Annotated in this window: 14 protein-coding genes; 9 read left to right on the forward strand and 5 right to left on the reverse strand. The window is 60.0% G+C overall.

The features are described from left to right. Window positions 1-64 precede the first annotated feature (64 nt). Window positions 65-382, reverse strand: a complete 318-nt coding sequence (locus ACQ4MY_RS21850; protein WP_008079918.1) for a hypothetical protein — start codon at window positions 380-382, stop codon at window positions 65-67. 162 nt (window positions 383-544) lie between these two features. Next, the gene (locus ACQ4MY_RS21855) at window positions 545-781 is read right to left on the reverse strand and encodes a glutaredoxin family protein (protein ID WP_440096434.1); all 237 of its coding nucleotides are present in this window, start codon (window positions 779-781) and stop codon (window positions 545-547) included. 207 nt (window positions 782-988) lie between these two features. Here ACQ4MY_RS21855 and ACQ4MY_RS21860 point away from each other — a divergent pair, with 207 nt between their 5' ends. Further along, on the forward strand, window positions 989-2,701 hold the full coding sequence (locus ACQ4MY_RS21860) for a cation:proton antiporter (protein ID WP_008079912.1): 1,713 nt from the start codon (window positions 989-991) through the stop codon (window positions 2,699-2,701). Here ACQ4MY_RS21860 and ACQ4MY_RS21865 read toward each other — a convergent pair. Beyond that, window positions 2,698-3,906, reverse strand: coding sequence for an ammonium transporter (locus tag ACQ4MY_RS21865; RefSeq protein WP_008079911.1), 1,209 nt, complete (start codon window positions 3,904-3,906; stop codon window positions 2,698-2,700). The genes ACQ4MY_RS21860 and ACQ4MY_RS21865 overlap by 4 nt on opposite strands. A gap of 304 nt (window positions 3,907-4,210) precedes the next feature. On the opposite strand from ACQ4MY_RS21865, the gene ACQ4MY_RS21870 reads away from it, so the two are divergent. The 8 genes from ACQ4MY_RS21870 (at window position 4,211) to ACQ4MY_RS21905 (ending at window position 15,517) form a co-directional block, all read left to right on the forward strand. After that, on the forward strand, window positions 4,211-4,525 hold the full coding sequence (locus ACQ4MY_RS21870; RefSeq protein WP_008079910.1) for a DUF883 family protein: 315 nt from the start codon (window positions 4,211-4,213) through the stop codon (window positions 4,523-4,525). Window positions 4,526-4,527: 2 nt separating this feature from the next. After that, window positions 4,528-4,914, forward strand: coding sequence for a phage holin family protein (locus ACQ4MY_RS21875; RefSeq protein WP_008079909.1), 387 nt, complete (start codon window positions 4,528-4,530; stop codon window positions 4,912-4,914). After that, entirely contained in the window at window positions 4,911-5,249 is a 339-nt protein-coding gene (locus ACQ4MY_RS21880) for a hypothetical protein (RefSeq protein ID WP_008079908.1), read from the forward strand. Before ACQ4MY_RS21875 ends, ACQ4MY_RS21880 begins: the two co-directional genes overlap by 4 nt. Before the next feature lie 123 nt (window positions 5,250-5,372). Further along, complete coding sequence (locus tag ACQ4MY_RS21885) at window positions 5,373-6,536, forward strand: EAL domain-containing protein (protein ID WP_440096435.1); 1,164 nt, start codon at window positions 5,373-5,375, stop codon at window positions 6,534-6,536. A gap of 68 nt (window positions 6,537-6,604) precedes the next feature. Then, window positions 6,605-7,933: a deoxyguanosinetriphosphate triphosphohydrolase gene (locus tag ACQ4MY_RS21890; protein WP_440096436.1), complete on the forward strand. Its 1,329-nt coding sequence runs from the start codon at window positions 6,605-6,607 to the stop codon at window positions 7,931-7,933. 299 nt (window positions 7,934-8,232) lie between these two features. Next, window positions 8,233-8,859 carry a response regulator transcription factor gene (locus ACQ4MY_RS21895; RefSeq protein ID WP_008079905.1) on the forward strand — a complete coding sequence of 209 codons (627 nt, stop codon included), beginning with the start codon at window positions 8,233-8,235 and terminating at the stop codon, window positions 8,857-8,859. A gap of 8 nt (window positions 8,860-8,867) precedes the next feature. Then, a complete protein-coding gene (locus ACQ4MY_RS21900) occupies window positions 8,868-12,512 on the forward strand; it encodes a transporter substrate-binding domain-containing protein (RefSeq protein WP_440096437.1) in 3,645 nt (1,214 codons plus the stop codon). Between the two features lie 47 nt (window positions 12,513-12,559). Continuing rightward, window positions 12,560-15,517 carry an HD domain-containing phosphohydrolase gene (locus tag ACQ4MY_RS21905; RefSeq protein ID WP_440096438.1) on the forward strand — a complete coding sequence of 986 codons (2,958 nt, stop codon included), beginning with the start codon at window positions 12,560-12,562 and terminating at the stop codon, window positions 15,515-15,517. Here the strand turns inward: ACQ4MY_RS21905 and ACQ4MY_RS21910 are convergent, their stop codons facing one another. Together ACQ4MY_RS21910 and ACQ4MY_RS21915 are read right to left on the reverse strand one after the other, a co-directional pair. Beyond that, complete coding sequence (locus ACQ4MY_RS21910) at window positions 15,518-16,000, reverse strand: GAF domain-containing protein (protein ID WP_158831697.1); 483 nt, start codon at window positions 15,998-16,000, stop codon at window positions 15,518-15,520. After that, the gene (locus tag ACQ4MY_RS21915) at window positions 15,997-16,887 is read right to left on the reverse strand and encodes an ATP-binding protein (RefSeq protein WP_008079900.1); all 891 of its coding nucleotides are present in this window, start codon (window positions 16,885-16,887) and stop codon (window positions 15,997-15,999) included. The genes ACQ4MY_RS21910 and ACQ4MY_RS21915 overlap by 4 nt, the downstream gene beginning before the upstream one ends. Window positions 16,888-16,951 lie beyond the last annotated feature (64 nt).

The following is a 16,951-nucleotide window of genomic DNA, read 5'->3' on the forward strand; positions in this document are numbered from 1 at the left end:
CTCTAACCCTCAATGCAGGCTGGCATTATCCAACACTGGGGGAAACGAACCTAGCGCAGAATCCTCAGGCCGGAATCGACTTGAGCGCCGCCGCCTCAGTGAATTCCTTGAGCCAGCGCAACACCTCGACCGCCTCCCAACGACCCGGGTCATACAAGGCGTAGAGCAATCCTTGATAACCGACCACGTCGAGTTGCTTGTGATAACCGGCACGCTGAAACAGCGCCTCGATCTCGGCAAAACACGTATTGAAATGGACTTTACTGAAGGGCGTCTTGCCTTCCGTGACCAAGCCGTCGAGACGCAATTCGGTAACGGCCTCGCGCACCACGTCAACCGACATCCGGTTTACGCTGTTCTTCAATTGTTCGACATTGACCACGGTTCATCCCTCTGACGTCCGGCTCACCTGCTCCACCCTGCAAAAAACCAGGATGCAACAGGTCAACCCAATTACTGTATGAACATACAGTAACCGAATAATCCGCAAAGTGCCAAGGAATGGATGCGCCGCCGCGACCGGCGGGATGTGGCAAAAAAACGCTTAACGAAGGAACGCCACCACCTGATCGGCATTGAACGGCCAGCCCAGTTCGGCACCGGTGTCGACGCGGCGCAACAGCGGAATACGCAGACTGTAAGCCTCGTACCACGACTCATCGTCAGCAATATCCACCAGTTCCACCAGCAGACCGTGCTCGACAAAAGGCATCAGCTCGGCTTCGGCCAATTCGCACAAATGGCATCCGAGGGTGCCGAACAGCTGACATTCAGGAGGCATGATCGCTCGACCACAAAAAGAGTGCGCCTATTCTAGGCCGCAGCGCAAAACCCGTCGACCCACCGCCGCTTAAAGGCTTGCGCGCGCCGACACGGCTTGTGCGCAAAACCCTGACGCACATCAGTCCAGCGAAAAACCAATTACGCGATCCTCCCGGTCTTTTTGCCTCTACGCTTGAACAGCCAGAGCCTGACATCGGAGTGTCCAGTGTTTGCCAACCTGTTGATCATCCTCGCCTCGTCCCTCGTGGTGATTGCCCTGTTCCGTCGCCTGCGCTTGCCACCGGTGCTGGGTTACCTGTGTGTGGGGCTGCTGGTCGGGCCGAGCGCATTCGACTGGGTGAACGAAAGTGAGCACCTGCCTGACGTGGCTGAACTGGGCGTGGTGTTCCTGTTGTTTTCGCTCGGGCTGGAATTCTCCCTGTCGAAGATGATTGCGTTGCGCCAAGTGGTGTTCCGGCTCGGCAGTCAGCAGGTGCTGATCAGTACGGCGCTGCTCGGTTCACTGCTGATGTTGCTGGGCATGCCGTTGACGCCCGCACTGTTGCTCGGTGCCGGGCTGTCATTGTCTTCCACGGCGATTGTCACCAAAGAACTCGGCAGCCTCGGCGAAGTGTTCAGCAGCCACGGTCAGAACGCGATCGGCGTGCTGCTGTTTCAGGACGTGGTCGCGGTGTTGCTGCTGACGCTGGTGCCGGTGTTCGCCGGGAGCAGCACGCAGGCCTGGTATTGGGCGCTGCCGCTGACGCTGGCGAAAACCGTGGTGTTGTTTGTCGGCCTGCTGCTCGCCAGCCGCTGGTTGCTGCCACGGCTGTTCCATGAGGTGGCGGCTTCGCGCTCGGCGGAATTGTTCGTGCTGCTGGCGCTGGTGATTGTGCTGCTGACGGCGTGGCTGACGCACTTGCTCGGTTTGTCCCCTGCCCTCGGCGCGTTTCTCGCCGGCATGTTGCTCGGCGAAAGCCACTACCGGCATCAGATCGAAGCCGATATCCGGCCGTTCCGCGACATTCTGCTCGGGGTGTTTTTCGTCAGCATCGGCATGCTGATCGACCTGCAGTTGTTTGTCAGTGACGGCGTGCTGATTCTCGGGCTTACCGTCGGTTTGATGGTGATCAAAGGCATCGTCGTCGCGCTGCTGGTGAAGTGGCGCGGCAGTGACAGCGAAACCGCGTGGCGCAGCGGTCTGGCCTTGGCTCAGGGCGGCGAGTTCTGCTTCGCGCTGATGGCGCAGATGCAACAAAACAGCCTGCTGCCGGCAAGGCTCGGCGCCTTGCTACTGGCGGCGACATTCTGCTCGATGTTGCTGACGCCGCTGTTGTTGCGCGCGGCGCCACGCATCGCTGCTGCCCTGCATCGCAAGCCCAATGAGGAAGCACAGATCGAAGAGATCAGCGCACTCAACGCCGACCTCGACCAGCACGTAGTGATCTGTGGTTATGGTCGTGTTGGCCAATCCATTGGCCGCTTCATGCGCAACGCCAGGCAAGCCTATATCGCGCTGGACAACGATCCGGTGCGTGTTCAAGAAGCCGCCTCTGGCGAGAGTGACGTGCATTACGGCGACTCCGCGCGCGGCGATCTGCTCACCGCCGTCGGTTTGTTGCGCGCCCGCCTACTGGTGATCGCCGTCGATCAAAGCGATGTCGCCCTGCGCATCCTCAAGGAAGCGCGGCGACTCAACACGCACATACCGATTCTGGTGCGCACCCGCGACGACAGCCAATGGAGCGAACTGAAAGCCGCCGGGGCCAGCGAAGTGGTGCCGGAATTACTGGAATCGAGCCTGATGCTCGCCTCGCATGCGTTGATCATGCTCGGCCTGCCGGCGCATCAGGTGCAGGAGCAAGTCGATCAGGTGCGCATCGACCGCTATCGCCTCCTGCACGGCTTTTATCCCGGAGCCGACGATGAAGAAACTTAGTCCTGACTCACCGCGCCGATCTTGTGCAGCGACAGATCGGCGCCGTAATACTCTTGTTCCTGACTGAGGCGCAGCCCATGCAGCGCCTTGATCGCGCCGTACACGACGAAGCCACCGATCAGCGCCACCGCGACGCCGAGCGCGCTGCCGAGCAACTGGCTGATCAGGCTGACGCCGCCCAGGCCACCGAGCGCGCTCTGGCCGAAGATGCCGCAGGCGATCCCGCCCCACACGCCGCACAAACCGTGCAAGGGCCACACACCCAGCACATCATCGATGCGCCATTTCACTTGCGCGGCGGTGAAGCACCAGACAAACAGTGCGCCAGCAATCGCGCCGGTGACCAACGCGCCCACCGGGTGCATCAAGTCCGAACCGGCGCAGATCGCCACCAGCCCGGCCAACGGGCCGTTGTGCAGGAAGCCCGGGTCGTTACGCCCGACGATCAATGCCGCCATGGTGCCGCCGACCATCGCCATCAACGAGTTGACCGCGACCAGGCCGCTGACACCTTGCAACGTCTGTGCGCTCATCACGTTGAAGCCGAACCAGCCGACAATCAAAATCCACGAGCCCAGCGCCAGAAACGGAATGCTCGACGGCGCGAAAGCCACCAATCGTCCATCGCGATAACGCCCGTTGCGCGGGCCGAGCAGCAGCACCGCCGCCAGCGCCAGCCAGCCGCCCATGGCGTGCACCACCACGGAACCGGCGAAGTCATGGAACGGCGCGCCGAACTGCGCCGCCAACCAGGCTTGCAGGCCATAGTTGCCGTTCCAGATCATTCCTTCAAAAAACGGATAAATAAACGCCACGATCAGCGCCGTCGCACACAACTGCGGAACGAAGCGCGCACGCTCGGCGATGCCCCCGGAAATAATGGCCGGGATCGCCGCCGCGAACGTCAGCAGGAAGAAGAACTTCACCAAGCCATAACCGTGATCGGCGTTCAGCACCGCCGCCGGTTGCATGAAGGTCACACCGTAGGAGATCCAATAGCCTATAAAGAAATAGGCCAGGGTCGAGACAGCGAAATCGCTGAGGATTTTCGACAGGGCGTTGACCTGGTTTTTCTGCCGGACCGTACCGACTTCCAGAAAGGCGAAACCGGCGTGCATCGCCAGCACCATCACCGCACCGATCAGAATGAACAACGTGTTGGAGCTGTGCACCAGGGTGTCCACAGCGCTTTGCAGATTTTCCATAAGCAGGCAGACCTAAAGGCGAAAAGGCACCAAAGCGGTTCGTGCGGGCATTTCATGCACCAAGTTGCGACCGCCGAGTCACTGAATCGAATGCCCAGTGAACTGCTTTGGCGCACGAGGTCGATGTCCTGACACGTACCGGGATTATTTGAGTTAAGGTTTTCAAGCATGCACGCCCGGCAACAGCGCACAGCGGCCGGGCGACGCACCACGACACAGCAAAAGTTGTACCAGTCATTTGTACTGAACCTTCGCGCAAGGCTCATACTCGAACGCTTCAGACGCCACTTACGGAGATCCACCCATGGCCAGCATCAAGGCAAAGACTGCTCAAGAAATCCTCATGAACGACTTCCAGACTTTGGTCGCCGACACCGAACGGTTGCTCGAGCACACCGCCACCCTGGCCGGCGATCAGGCAGATGAACTGCGCGAGCAGATCCACGACAGCCTGCTGCGCGCGCGCGAAACCCTGAAGCTGACCGAAGAGACCGTTCGCGAACGCGGTCAGGCGGCCGTGACCGCCACTGAAGATTATGTGTCGGCCAATCCTTGGCAATCGGTCGGCATCGCTGCCGGTGTCGGTTTCCTGATCGGCCTGCTGGCCACTCGGCGCTGATTATGTCGATCGGTGAATCCGGCCCGACTGCGGGCACCGCCTCCTCCACGCGGCGCCTGGGCGCCGCTGTTCTGGGTTTGCTGCACAGCCATGTCGAATTGTTCGGCATCGAATTGCAGGAGCAGAAATCCCGTACGGTCAGCCTGTTGCTGTTCGCAGGCCTGGCCTTGGTCTTTGCCCTGTTGTTGCTGGTGGGCTTATCGACTTTGGTGATGATCATCTTCTGGGACACCTATCGCCTTGCCGCGATCATTGGCCTTTGTGTGTTCTATACCTTGGCCTCGATCTTCTGCGGGCTGCGCCTCAAGGCAGCAATTTTCGATGAGTCCTCACCCTTCCACGGCACGCTCGAAGAGCTGGCCAACGACCGGGAGCGCCTGTTGCCATGAGCCTGCCTCAACTTCCACACAACGGTTCGCGCCGGGAAATGCGCAAGGCATTGATCCGTCTGCGCATGGAAATGCACCGTCAGGAAATCCGCCACGAAACCGCGCAAGTGCTGCAACCGTTGCAGCGCATGCGCGGGATGTCGCAGAACCTGCAGGGCGGCTTCGGCATAAAGCACGCGCCGCTGTGGGGCGTGGCCGCGGTGACGCTGCTGGGGTTCATCACGGGCAAAGGCGCGAAAAGCGGCGGCGCCGGTGGTCTGACCCGGCTGATCCGCCTCGGCACCAGCCTGGGACCATTGATCAAACTGGTCATGCAGAACTCGGGCAAGCGTTGAGCTGACGCATCTGGCTACATTCTTGCAATACCGACGGGATGAACCTCTTATCCAGAGGTTCAATCCTGCCTGCCTACCCGGTCGACAGGGTTCAACCAGAACAAGAACGACTAAGGAGGCCCCGTGATCGACGGGCAACCGCTCGCCTGCTTTCAGCCTTTCATCGACACCGCCACCGGACGCATCGCAGGCGTTGAAGCATTGGGTCGCCTGCGTCAGGCTGATGGTCAACTGAATTCTGTCGGGCCGCTTTTCGCCGACCCGCGCACGCCGGCCGTCGCCTTGCGCCGCCTCGACCGGCAAATCCGTGACAACGCCTTGAGCCGTCTGCATGAAGCGCCGGCCGACTGGTTCCTCAGTCTTAACATGTCGCCACGCTGGATCAGTCGTCTGCGTCCCGATCAAGCCCTGCCGAGCCTCAAGCAACTGGCCCGGCACGGTGTCGATGCGCAGCGCATCGTTTTCGAAATCACCGAACTGGGCGGCAATGATCAGCGCCTGGCCGAAGTGGTCGCGCGTTATCGTCAGGCGGGAGCGAGAATCGCGATTGATGATTTTGGCGCCGGCTATTCGCAGCTTGATCGCGTGCTGGCGCTGCAGCCGGATATCCTCAAACTCGATATGCGCCTGTTCCAGGCTGCCGCGTTGGGCGGGCCCAGTAGTGACGTGGTCAAAGCGCTTGCGCAGATGGCCGAGAAGACCGGCTGCTGGATCATTGCCGAAGGTGTCGAGACCGAAGCACAACTGAATTTTGCGTTGGAGTGCGGTTCACGTTATGTGCAGGGTTTTCTGTTCGCACGCGCCCAGCAAGATTTCTTCGCCGCCGATGCTTTCGTCCAACGCTTCGCTGAGCTGCGCCAACGTTATGTCCGGCAAAAACTCACCGAACGCGGGCGACTGATGCAGATGCGCCAGCAACTTGGCGAGCTGATGGCGATTCTGCAAGCCTGGGCTCAGGCCCGCGCCCCCTTGAGTGCATTGCCGCAACTGGATGCGTTTCCATGGCTGCTGCGTTTTTATCAATGCGACCGGCACGGCACGCAACTGACGCCGAACCTGGAATGGCGGCAGAACGGCTGGGTCGCTGACAACCGTTATCTGGGGCACAACTGGTCGTGGCGCCCGTACTTCTATCATCTGCTCGCCGAAGGCTGGGAAGAACGCCGCCTGACGCTATCGAACACCTACCGCGATGCCACCAGCAATCAGTATTGCCTCACGGCCGGACAGTTTTTCGATAATGGTGAACGGTTACTGCTGATCGATATTGATGCGGCCGGCCTGTAGTTCCGCTTGCAGGTGCAGGGCTGAACCGGGAAGCTAGGGCATCAGTCACCAGACGGAGAGAATCAGCCTTGGATTGGCAGACCCTGCTCAACCGCGAACGCCTCGGAAAGCCACTGCACAGCCCGCAAGAACTCGGCCGCAGCCCTTTTCACAAAGACCATGACCGCATCATTTTTTCCGGTGCGTTTCGGCGCCTGGGACGCAAGACCCAAGTGCACCCGGTCACCAGCAACGATCACATCCACACGCGCCTGACCCACTCACTGGAAGTCAGTTGCGTCGGCCGTTCGCTGGGCATGCGCGTCGGTGAAACCCTGCGCAGCGCCCTGCCCGAATGGTGCGATCCGGCCGATCTGGGCATGGTCGTGCAATCGGCTTGCCTGGCCCACGACATCGGCAATCCGCCTTTCGGCCATTCCGGCGAAGACGCGATCCGCCATTGGTTTCAACAGGCTGCCGGGCGCGGCTGGCTGGACGGCATGAGCGAAGCCGAGCGCGGCGATTTTCTTAATTTCGAAGGCAACGCTCAGGGATTCCGCGTACTCACGCAACTGGAGTATCACCAGTTCGACGGCGGTACGCGACTGACCTACGCCACCCTCGGCACTTACCTCAAGTACCCGTGGACCGCGCGCCACGCCGACTCCCTCGGCTACAAGAAACACAAGTTCGGCTGCTATCAGAGCGAACTGCCGTTGCTTGAGCAGATCGCCCACAAACTCGGCCTGCCGCAAATCGAAGACCAGCGCTGGGCGCGCCATCCGCTGGTGTACCTGATGGAGGCGGCTGACGACATCTGCTATGCACTGATCGACCTCGAAGACGGCCTCGAAATGGAGTTGCTGGAATACGCCGAAGTCGAATCGCTGCTGCTCGGCCTGGTGGGCGACGATCTGCCGGAAACCTACCGCCAGCTCGGCCCTCAGGATTCACGGCGGCGCAAACTGGCGATTCTGCGCGGCAAGGCCATCGAGCACCTGACCAACGCGGCGGCGCGCGCCTTTGTCGAACAGCAGGATGCCTTGCTCGCCGGCACGCTGCACGGCGATCTGGTGGAGCACATGCATGGCCCGGCCAAGCGTTGTGTATTGAACGCCAAGGACATCGCCCGCAAGAAGATCTTTCAGGACAAGCGCAAAACCCTGCACGAAATCGGCGCTTACACGACGCTGGAAATTCTGCTCAATTCGTTCTGTGGTGCCGCGCTGGAACAACACAATGGGCGTACGCCGTCGTTCAAAAGCCGGCGCATCCTCGATTTGCTGGGCAATAACGCCCCTGATCCACAGGGTTCGTTACACGCCTCGTTTCTGCGCATGATCGACTTTATCGCCGGCATGACCGACAGCTATGCCAGCGACATGGCGCTGGAAATGACCGGACGTTCCAGTCATTGACCTCTGGCACTCAACCGGCCTTGTGGCCGGTTGGGTGAACAAATAAAAAGCGCCTGTAGCAATAACATTAAACACACTTCACAGGCGCATCGAAGTCAAACTCTCGCAACGACGCCAATCCTCAAAAACAATTAAAAAAACCTGCACTTCCTTACATCAGACCTAATCGCCCGTAGTCCTCTTCCTCATTAATTGTAGGAATAATCCGATAACGCACCTTGAGCCATACCCACTCATACGAGCGCTCATACATCTGAGCTAAGGTGCGCGCTTTATTCGTGCTTGTATGGGATTTGATTATGAACTCCGTTTTTATTGTCGACGATCACCCGGTCATCCGTCTTGCTGTTCGAATGCTGCTGGAACATGAAGGCTACAAGGTCGTTGGCGAAACCGATAATGGGGTCGATGCCATGCAAATGGTGCGCGAATGCCTGCCCGACCTGATCATTCTCGACATCAGCATTCCCAAGCTCGATGGCCTCGAAGTCCTCGCCCGGTTCAACGCCATGGGTTCTTCGTTGAAAACCCTGGTTCTCACTGCGCAATGCCCAACCCTGTTCGGCATTCGTTGCATGCAGTCCGGTGCATCGGGGTATGTCTGTAAACAAGAGGACTTGAGTGAACTGGTCAGTGCAATCAAGGCAGTACTTTCCGGTTACAACTATTTCCCCAGCCAGGCTTTGAATCCGGTTCGTCCTGATGACATCCGCTACGCCGAACTCGAACTGTTCAAATCCGTCAATGACCGTGAACTTATGGTATTGCAGTTATTTGCCCAGGGGCGTACCAACAAGGAAATCGCCAAGGGCATGTTTCTGAGTAACAAGACCGTCAGCACCTACAAGAAACGCTTGATGCAAAAACTCAAAGCCAAATCCCTTGTAGAACTTATCGAGATGGCCAAACGTAACGCACTCGTGTGAGAGCCAGCATGCCCAGTCGTTTAACGCGCTATTTGATTGCCTTGAGTGCCGGTCTGTTGTTGAGCACCAGCGCCTTCGCCGTATTTACCACGTCGCCGCACTATGCGTTGCTCAGTCGCTCGGCAAGCGAACCCGTATCGGTGCCGCTGGAACCGTCGCAACACCAATGGCTGCAAACTCGTCGCGAACTGATACTGGGCACCTCCGCCCCCGATTACCCGCCCTTTGACATGACCGTCAGCGGCCGTGATTACGAGGGGCTGACCGCCGACTACGCGGGATTGCTGAGCAACGCCACCGGGCTGCCGATCCGCATTCAGCGCTTCCCCTCGCGGGACGCGGCGATTCGTGCGCTGGTCGACGGGCAAGTGGACATGCTCGGTACCGCCAACGGTTTCGAGGCCGGCAACGCCAACCTCGCACTGTCCGAACCCTATGCCATTGATCAACCTGTGCTCGTCACCCGCGAAGGCGAAACCCGCTCACTGAGCGAAGGCCTGGCAGGTCTGCGCCTGAGCATGGTCTATCACTACCTGCCGCTGGCCGAGGTCAAGGCGCTGTATCCCAAGGCGCTGATCACCTGCTACCCGTCCTACCAGAATGCGCTCAACGCCGTCGCGTTCGATCAGGCCGATGTGTTTCTCGGCGACACCCTCTCAACGCATTACATGATCAACAAGGGTTACCTGAACAACGTGCGCATGGCCAACTTCGGCAAGCAGGAAGCCCAAGGCTTCAGTTTCGCCGTACGCCGCAATAATCCGCAGTTGCTGGGCGTCATCAATTCCGTGCTCAAGGCGGTTCCGCGCAACGAACGCGAAAATATTGCCAAACGCTGGAGCGCCGGCAGCGACCTTTTGCTCACTGACCAGAAGTTGCAACTGAGTCAGCGCGAAGAGACCTGGATCAAACGCCATCCGGTGGTCAGCGTAGTGGTCAACGAGGCCTACGCGCCGCTGACATTCTTCGACAGCGACGGCAATTTTCGCGGCATCAGCGCCGACCTGCTCGAACTGATCCGCCTGCGCACCGGCCTGCGTTTCGAGGTCCGCCGTAGCCGCAACGATGCCGAGATGGTCAAACAGATCGACAACCATCAGGCCGACCTGATTGCCGCGCTGCTGCCAACCGCCGAGCGCGAAGAAACCCTGAATTTCAGTCGCCCCTACCTGGAAAACTCCTACGTTTTGCTGACCCGTAAAAGCGCCGACAGCCCCACCAATCTGGGTCAGCTCAAAGGCAAGCAACTGGCGATCGCGCAAGGCAATCCGATGGTCGAATACTTGCGCCGGGACTTTCCGCGCATTCACCTGATCGAAACGGCAGACACCTTCAGCGCGGTCTCGCTATTGGCCGAGGGTCATGTCGACGGCGCGGTGAACTCGCTGGTGATCGCCAATTACTTCATCTCGTCGCGCATTTTCGAACGCGCACTGCAAATCACCACCACCATCGGTACCGGTCAGGCAGCCTTTTCGCTGGCCACAGCGCGCGACAATACCGAGCTGGGCTCGATCATCAACAAAGCCTTGCTGAGCATCGCGCCTGAAGAACTCGGGGTGATCAACGGGCGTTGGCGCGGGTATGCAACCGCCTCGCAGAACACCTGGCGCAACTATCAGCGCCTGTTCTACCAAGTGATCATCGGCGCCTGCCTGCTCTTGCTGCTGTTGCTGGCCTGGAATGCCTACATGCGTCGGCAGATCAAACAGCGTCAGGCAGCTGAACGCGCGCTCAACGATCAATACGAATTCATGCGCTCACTGGTCAACGGCACACCGCATCCGATCTACGTTCGCGATCGCCAGGGCCTGCTGCAGAGCTGCAATGACAGCTACCTTGAAGCCTTCAATGCCAGACGCGAAGACGTCATCGGCAAAAGCGTGATGAATGGCTCTCTGAGCAACGCCTTCGAAGCGCAGGCGTTTCAGGCGGATTACCAGCGCGTGGTGGCCGAGGGCATTCCGCTGGTGCTCGACCGACCGCTGCACATCGGTAACCGGCGCCTGACGATCTATCACTGGATCCTGCCGTATCGCGACTCCAGCGGTGACGTACAAGGCATCATCGGCGGCTGGATCGACATCAGCGAACGCCGCCAATTGTTTGAAGAGCTGCGCACGGCCAAGGAACATGCGGATGATGCCAACCGTGCCAAGAGCACTTTTCTGGCGACGATGAGCCATGAGATCCGCACACCGATGAATGCCGTGATCGGCATGCTCGAGCTGACGCTCAAGCGCATGGATCAACAGCACCCGGACCGTTCTTCGATCGACACCGCCTACCACTCGGCCAAAGACCTGCTGGGCCTGATCGGCGACATTCTGGACATCGCGCGAATCGAGTCAGGACGCCTGAGCCTGTGCCCGGAGCGGGTCAATCTGGTGGAGACGGTGGCGTCTGTCACGCGAATCTTCGACGGCCTCGCCCGGCAGAAAAGCCTCTCACTGCACCTGGCCGTCAATCCGCCGGAGCTGGCGGTGGACATACATCTGGACCCTTTGCGTTTCAAGCAGGTGCTGTCGAATCTGATCAGCAACGCGATCAAGTTTACCGAGCTGGGGCAGATCAGAATCACCCTGGACCTGATGACCACCGACGACCCGGCACGCTCGCTCATGCAACTGAGCGTTCAGGACAGTGGCGTCGGCATCAGCGCCGAAGACCAACAGCGCCTGTTCGAACCCTTTGCCCAGGCGGAGAACAGCGGGCCACAAAGCCGCAGCGGCGCCGGCCTGGGCCTGGTGATCAGTCGCAACCTGTGCGAGATGATGGGTGGCAAGCTGCAACTGAGCAGCCATCCCGGCATCGGCACTCAAGTGTCTGTTTCGTTGCCACTGGAAACCTTGCCGGCCGAAGTCAGCACGCGAAAGACCGAGCCTGCCATCAAGACTTCGCTGACGCCGCTGAATGTCCTGGTGGTCGACGATCACCCGGCCAATCGCCTGTTGATGTGCCAGCAACTGGAGTTCCTCGGCCACCGCTTCAGTGTCGCCGAGAATGGCAGCAGCGGACTCGACCTGTGGAGGGATGGCCAATTTGATCTGGTGATCGTCGACTGCAACATGCCGTTGATGAACGGTTATGAACTGACTCGCGCAATTCGCCAGCATGAGCTGCAGAACCGCCGCACGCCCTGCGTGGTGCTGGGCTTCACGGCCAACGCGCAACCCGAAGAAATACAACGCTGCAAACAAGCAGGCATGGACGACTGCCTGTTCAAACCCTTGAGCCTGAGCCAATTGAGCCAATGGGTCGACAACGTCACGCCTGCAACGGCGTCAGCCGTGTTCAACCTGCAAAGCCTGAATATGCTGACCGGCGGCAACCCCGAGCAGAGCCGACGACTGCTGGCCGAACTGTTGAAAAGCAGCCGCCTGGATCGGGAGGAGCTGCTCGCGCTGTCGCCACACAATGATTGCCAGGCGTTAGCCTTGGTCGCGCACAAGATCAAGGGCGCTGCGCGCATCGCTCAAGCCTCGCGCGTGATCGAAAGTTGCGAAGCCCTTGAGCAAGCCTGTACGCAAGCGTTGGCCAAAGACGAGATCGCCCGACGGTGTGCGGCCAGCAACCGAGTGATGCTCGAACTGGAGCACGCCTTGCAGCAACAATTGGCATTGACCGACCAAGGCAGAATGACTTTGCCTTAACTATGCTTGGGCGCTGAGCAGTGAGTAAACATCATGGAGACGTCGAAATGCCCAGCCCACTGCGCCCGGAACGACACCCGGAACAACGCCGTTTCCCTCTGCATGTGCACATCAGCGTCATGTTCACCTTTCTGTTGTTGCTCACTGGGGTGATCCTCGGCCTGTTCAATTACCGGCAGACCACGCAGATCATCCTGTCGAGCAGCGAAAAGCTGTTCAACCGTATCGAACAGGATGTGCGGGTCGACCTGCACGCCACCTATCAACCGATCCGCCACCTGTTGAGCCTGCTGGCGGACAATCCGGCCACTCAGGCGCTGCACCTTGAGCAGCGCCTGCCGTTGCTCAAGCCGTTCAGCCAGTCGCTCACCGACAACCCCGACCTTGCCTCGCTGTACCTGGGTTATGCCAATGGCGATTTCTTCATGGTGCGCCCACTGCGCTCCGCCGCGCTGAAGACCCTGCTCAAGGCACCGGATGCAGCGGCTTATCAGGTCTGGAGCATCGAGCATGGCGCCGACGGCGAGGCGCACTCGCAATCGCTGTTCTTCGATCAGTCTCTGACCGCCCTCAGCCGTCTCGACAACCCCGGCGACACCTACGACCCACGCGGTCGCGCCTGGTTTACAAGTGCGCGCCAGCAAGCCGAGCAGATCACCACCGAACCCTACGTGTTTTTCTCGACTCACAACGTTGGCACCACCCTCGCCCGGCGCAGCGGCGAAAACGCCGTTATCGCCGCCGACCTGACACTTGAAGCACTGTCCGCCACCCTGACCAAACACGTGGTGACGCCGGCCACCGAAATCGCCCTGTTCGATGCTGATGGCAATGCCGTCGCCTACCCCGACAGCAGCCGATTGATTGTCGATGACCGTACCGCGCGGCTGGCCAAAGTGACTGACCTGAGCCCGAGCCTGCACGCGCTGTTGTCCGGCGCCCAGCAGGGCCGTCGTCTGCAGGCCGACGGTCGGCAATGGATCGTCGCCCGCAGCAGCATGCAGGAAGGCGGGCCGAAGGGCTTGCAACTGGCGCTGTTGGTGCCGGAAGACGAATTGCTGGTCGATGCTTACCGCATGCGCTGGCAAGGTGCGCTGATAACGCTGGCGACCTTGTTGCTGTGCCTGCCTCTGGGCTGGCTGATTTCACGGCTGCTGGTCAAACCCCTGCGCGCGCTGGTGAAAGAGGCCGACGCGATCCGCAGTTTCGATTTCAACTTTCCACTGGCGCGGCGTTCGCCAGTGCTTGAAGTCGATCAGTTGAGTGTGTCGATGGCGCGAATGAAAGACACCCTGGCCAGTTTCTTCCGCATTACCGACAGCCTGTGCGCCGAGACCCGCTTCGCGCCGTTGCTGCAACGGGTGCTGTTCGAAACCGTGCAGATCGCCCAGGCCCAGGCCGGGCTGATCTATTTGCGCGAAAGTGACGGCAATCGCATGGAGCCTTACGGGCTGGTGATTGACGGTACTGAGCAAACGCTTGAACCCTTCGACATTGCGGGCCGAGACCTGCAAGCGCCTGAGGGCCCGGCGTGGTTTCAGCAACTGGCCAGCGCCGACAATGTCGTGAGTAACCTGGGGTTCGAGCAGGCTGATGATCTGCAGAAAGTCCTGCTGGCGATGTCGTCGCCGCGCGTGCACCTGATCGGTATCCGCCTGCGTAATCGACACAACGAAACCATCGGCCTGTTGGTCCTGCTGGTGAACGACAGCGGCAACGCGGCCGATCTGGAAAAACTGCTGCCTGACCGTATCGCCTTTTTGCAAGCGGTGTCCGGCGCCGCGGCCGTCAGCATTGAAAGTCAGCGCTTGCAGGCCAAACAGAAACAGTTACTGGATGCGTTCATTCAATTGCTCGCCGGCGCCATCGACGCCAAAAGCCCCTACACCGGCGGACATTGCCAGCGAGTACCGGAACTGACGCTGATGCTTGCCCAAGCCGCTGCTGCCAGTCAGGCACCTGCGTTCAAGGCTTACCAGCCCAGTGAGGATGAATGGGAGGCGCTGCATATCGCCGCGTGGCTGCACGATTGCGGCAAGGTCACGACGCCGGAGTACGTGGTCGACAAAGCCACCAAACTGGAAACCATCAACGACCGCATCCATGAAATCCGCACCCGTTTCGAAGTCCTCAAGCGCGATGCCTGGATCAGCTATTGGCAAGCGCTGGCCAACGGCGGTGACGAGGCGCAACTGAGCGAACGGCGCGACGCCACGCTGACGGCACTGGACGAAGACTTCGCGTTTGTTGCGCGCTGCAATCTGGGCAGCGAGGCGATGGCCGAAGCCGATCTACTGCGACTCAATAAGCTGGCCCAACGCACCTGGATGCGTACCCTGGACGACCGTCTGGGTGTGTCATGGGAGGAAAACCGTCGTCAGGCACACACGCCGGCACCGACGTTGCCGGTCCGCGAAAACCTCCTGACGGACAAGCCCGAGCACCTGCTCGAACGCGATCCCGGCGAGGTGATTCCCGAAGACAATCCATGGGGTTTCAAACTGGATGTGCCGCGCTATAAATACAATCGTGGCGAGCTGTATAACCTGAGCATCAGTCGCGGCACGCTGACGCGCGAAGAACGCTACATCATCAATCACCACATGGTGCAGACGATCCTGATGCTCAGCCATTTGCCCTTCCCCGGGCACCTGGACAGCGTCGCCGAAATCGCCGGCGGTCATCACGAAAAAATGGACGGCAGCGGTTATCCAAAACGCTTGAAGCGCGAAGAGATGAGCCTGCCGGCGCGGATGATGGCGATTGCCGATATTTTCGAAGCGCTGACGGCGGCGGACCGGCCGTACAAGAAGGCCAAGTCCTTGAGCGAAGCGTTGAACATCATGGCGACGATGAGCCATGAGGCGCACATCGATGCCGAGCTGTTCGGGCTGTTCATCAACGAAGGCGTGTACCTGCAATACGCCACGCGCTTTCTCGATCCACAGCAGATCGATGCGGTGGAGCCGGCCGGCCTGCTACGCAAGGCTGGCCTTTCAAGGTGATCAGCAGTCGGTCAGGCGCAGGAAGATTGCGGCCAGTTGCTCGATACCGGCTTGGTCGTCGGCGCCGAAACGCGCCAGCTTCGGGCTGTCGAGGTCGAGTACACCGATCAGCCGACCGTCCTTGACCAGTGGCACCACCAGCTCGCTGTTCGACGCGCTGTCGCAGGCGATATGGCCGGCAAACGCGTGAACGTCTTCAACCCGTTGCGTTTGCAGGGTTGCAGCAGCAGCGCCACACACCCCACGACCGAACGGAATGCGCACACAGGCGATCTGCCCCTGAAACGGGCCGAGCACCAGTTCTTCATTGCGGTTGAGGTAGAAACCGGCCCAGTTCAGGTCATCGAGCTGGTTGAACAGGAACGCCGAAAACTGCGCGGCGTTGGCGATGAAATCGCGCTCGTCCGCCAGCAGCGATTCCAGTTGTGCGGCCAACATGCCATAGCCTTCGAGGCCCTGGCCGCTTTGTTGCAAATCAATCATGCCTTGTGCTCCAACAATTTCAGTCCCACCCAGTAACGGGCGAATTGGTACGCGCAACGTCCATTGCGATTGCCGCGGCCGGTGGCCCAACGCACGGCGAGGATGTCCAGCTCTTCGTCGCGCTGCCAGCTCAGGTTGGCTTTGGCAGCCAACTGGCCGATCCAGTGTTCAACAACGTCGAGGAAGTGTTCTTGAGTAAACGGGTAGAACGACAGCCACAGGCCAAAGCGATCCGACAGTGCGATTTTGTCTTCCACCGCTTCGCTGGGGTGCAATTCGCCGTCGACGCGTTTCCAGTTTTCGTTGTCGCTTTCCTTCTCCGGCACCAGGTGGCGGCGGTTCGAGGTGGCGTACAACAAGACGTTGTCCGGTGCCTGTTCCAGCGAGCCATCAAGCACGCTTTTCAATACGCGGTAATCGCCTTCGCCGGATTCAAACGACAGGTCATCGCAGAACAACACAAAGCGCTGCGGCAATTTGCCGATCTGCTCGACCACTCGCGGCAAGTCTGCCAGGTGATCGCGCTCGATCTCGATCAGGCGCAGGCCCGCCGCAGCGTGCTCGGCCAGCAGTGCGCGCACCAGCGAGGACTTCCCGGTGCCGCGCGAGCCCCACAGCAAGGCGTGGTTGGCCGGCATGCCGTCAAGGAATTGCTGGGTATTGCGGCCCAGTTGTTCGAGCTGACGGTCGACGCCGATCAGGTCGGACAGGCGCATGTCGAGGCTGACTTCCAGCGGCAGCAGATAACCGCTGCGGCCGTCACGCTGCCAGCGTGCGGCCAGGCAAGTGCCCCAGTCGATCACCGGACGGGGTGCCGGCAACAACGGTTCGATCCGCGCCAGGACCGACTCGGCGCGTTCAAGAAAAGCATTCAATCGGGAATCCACGTCTTCTCCTCGGGCACGTTCACAGTGATGATGGCGATCCAGCGACGTCACACAGACTTCAATC

Origin of the sequence: Pseudomonas sp. SM4 (assembly GCF_051913165.1) — a bacterium.
GTDB lineage: Bacteria > Pseudomonadota > Gammaproteobacteria > Pseudomonadales > Pseudomonadaceae > Aquipseudomonas.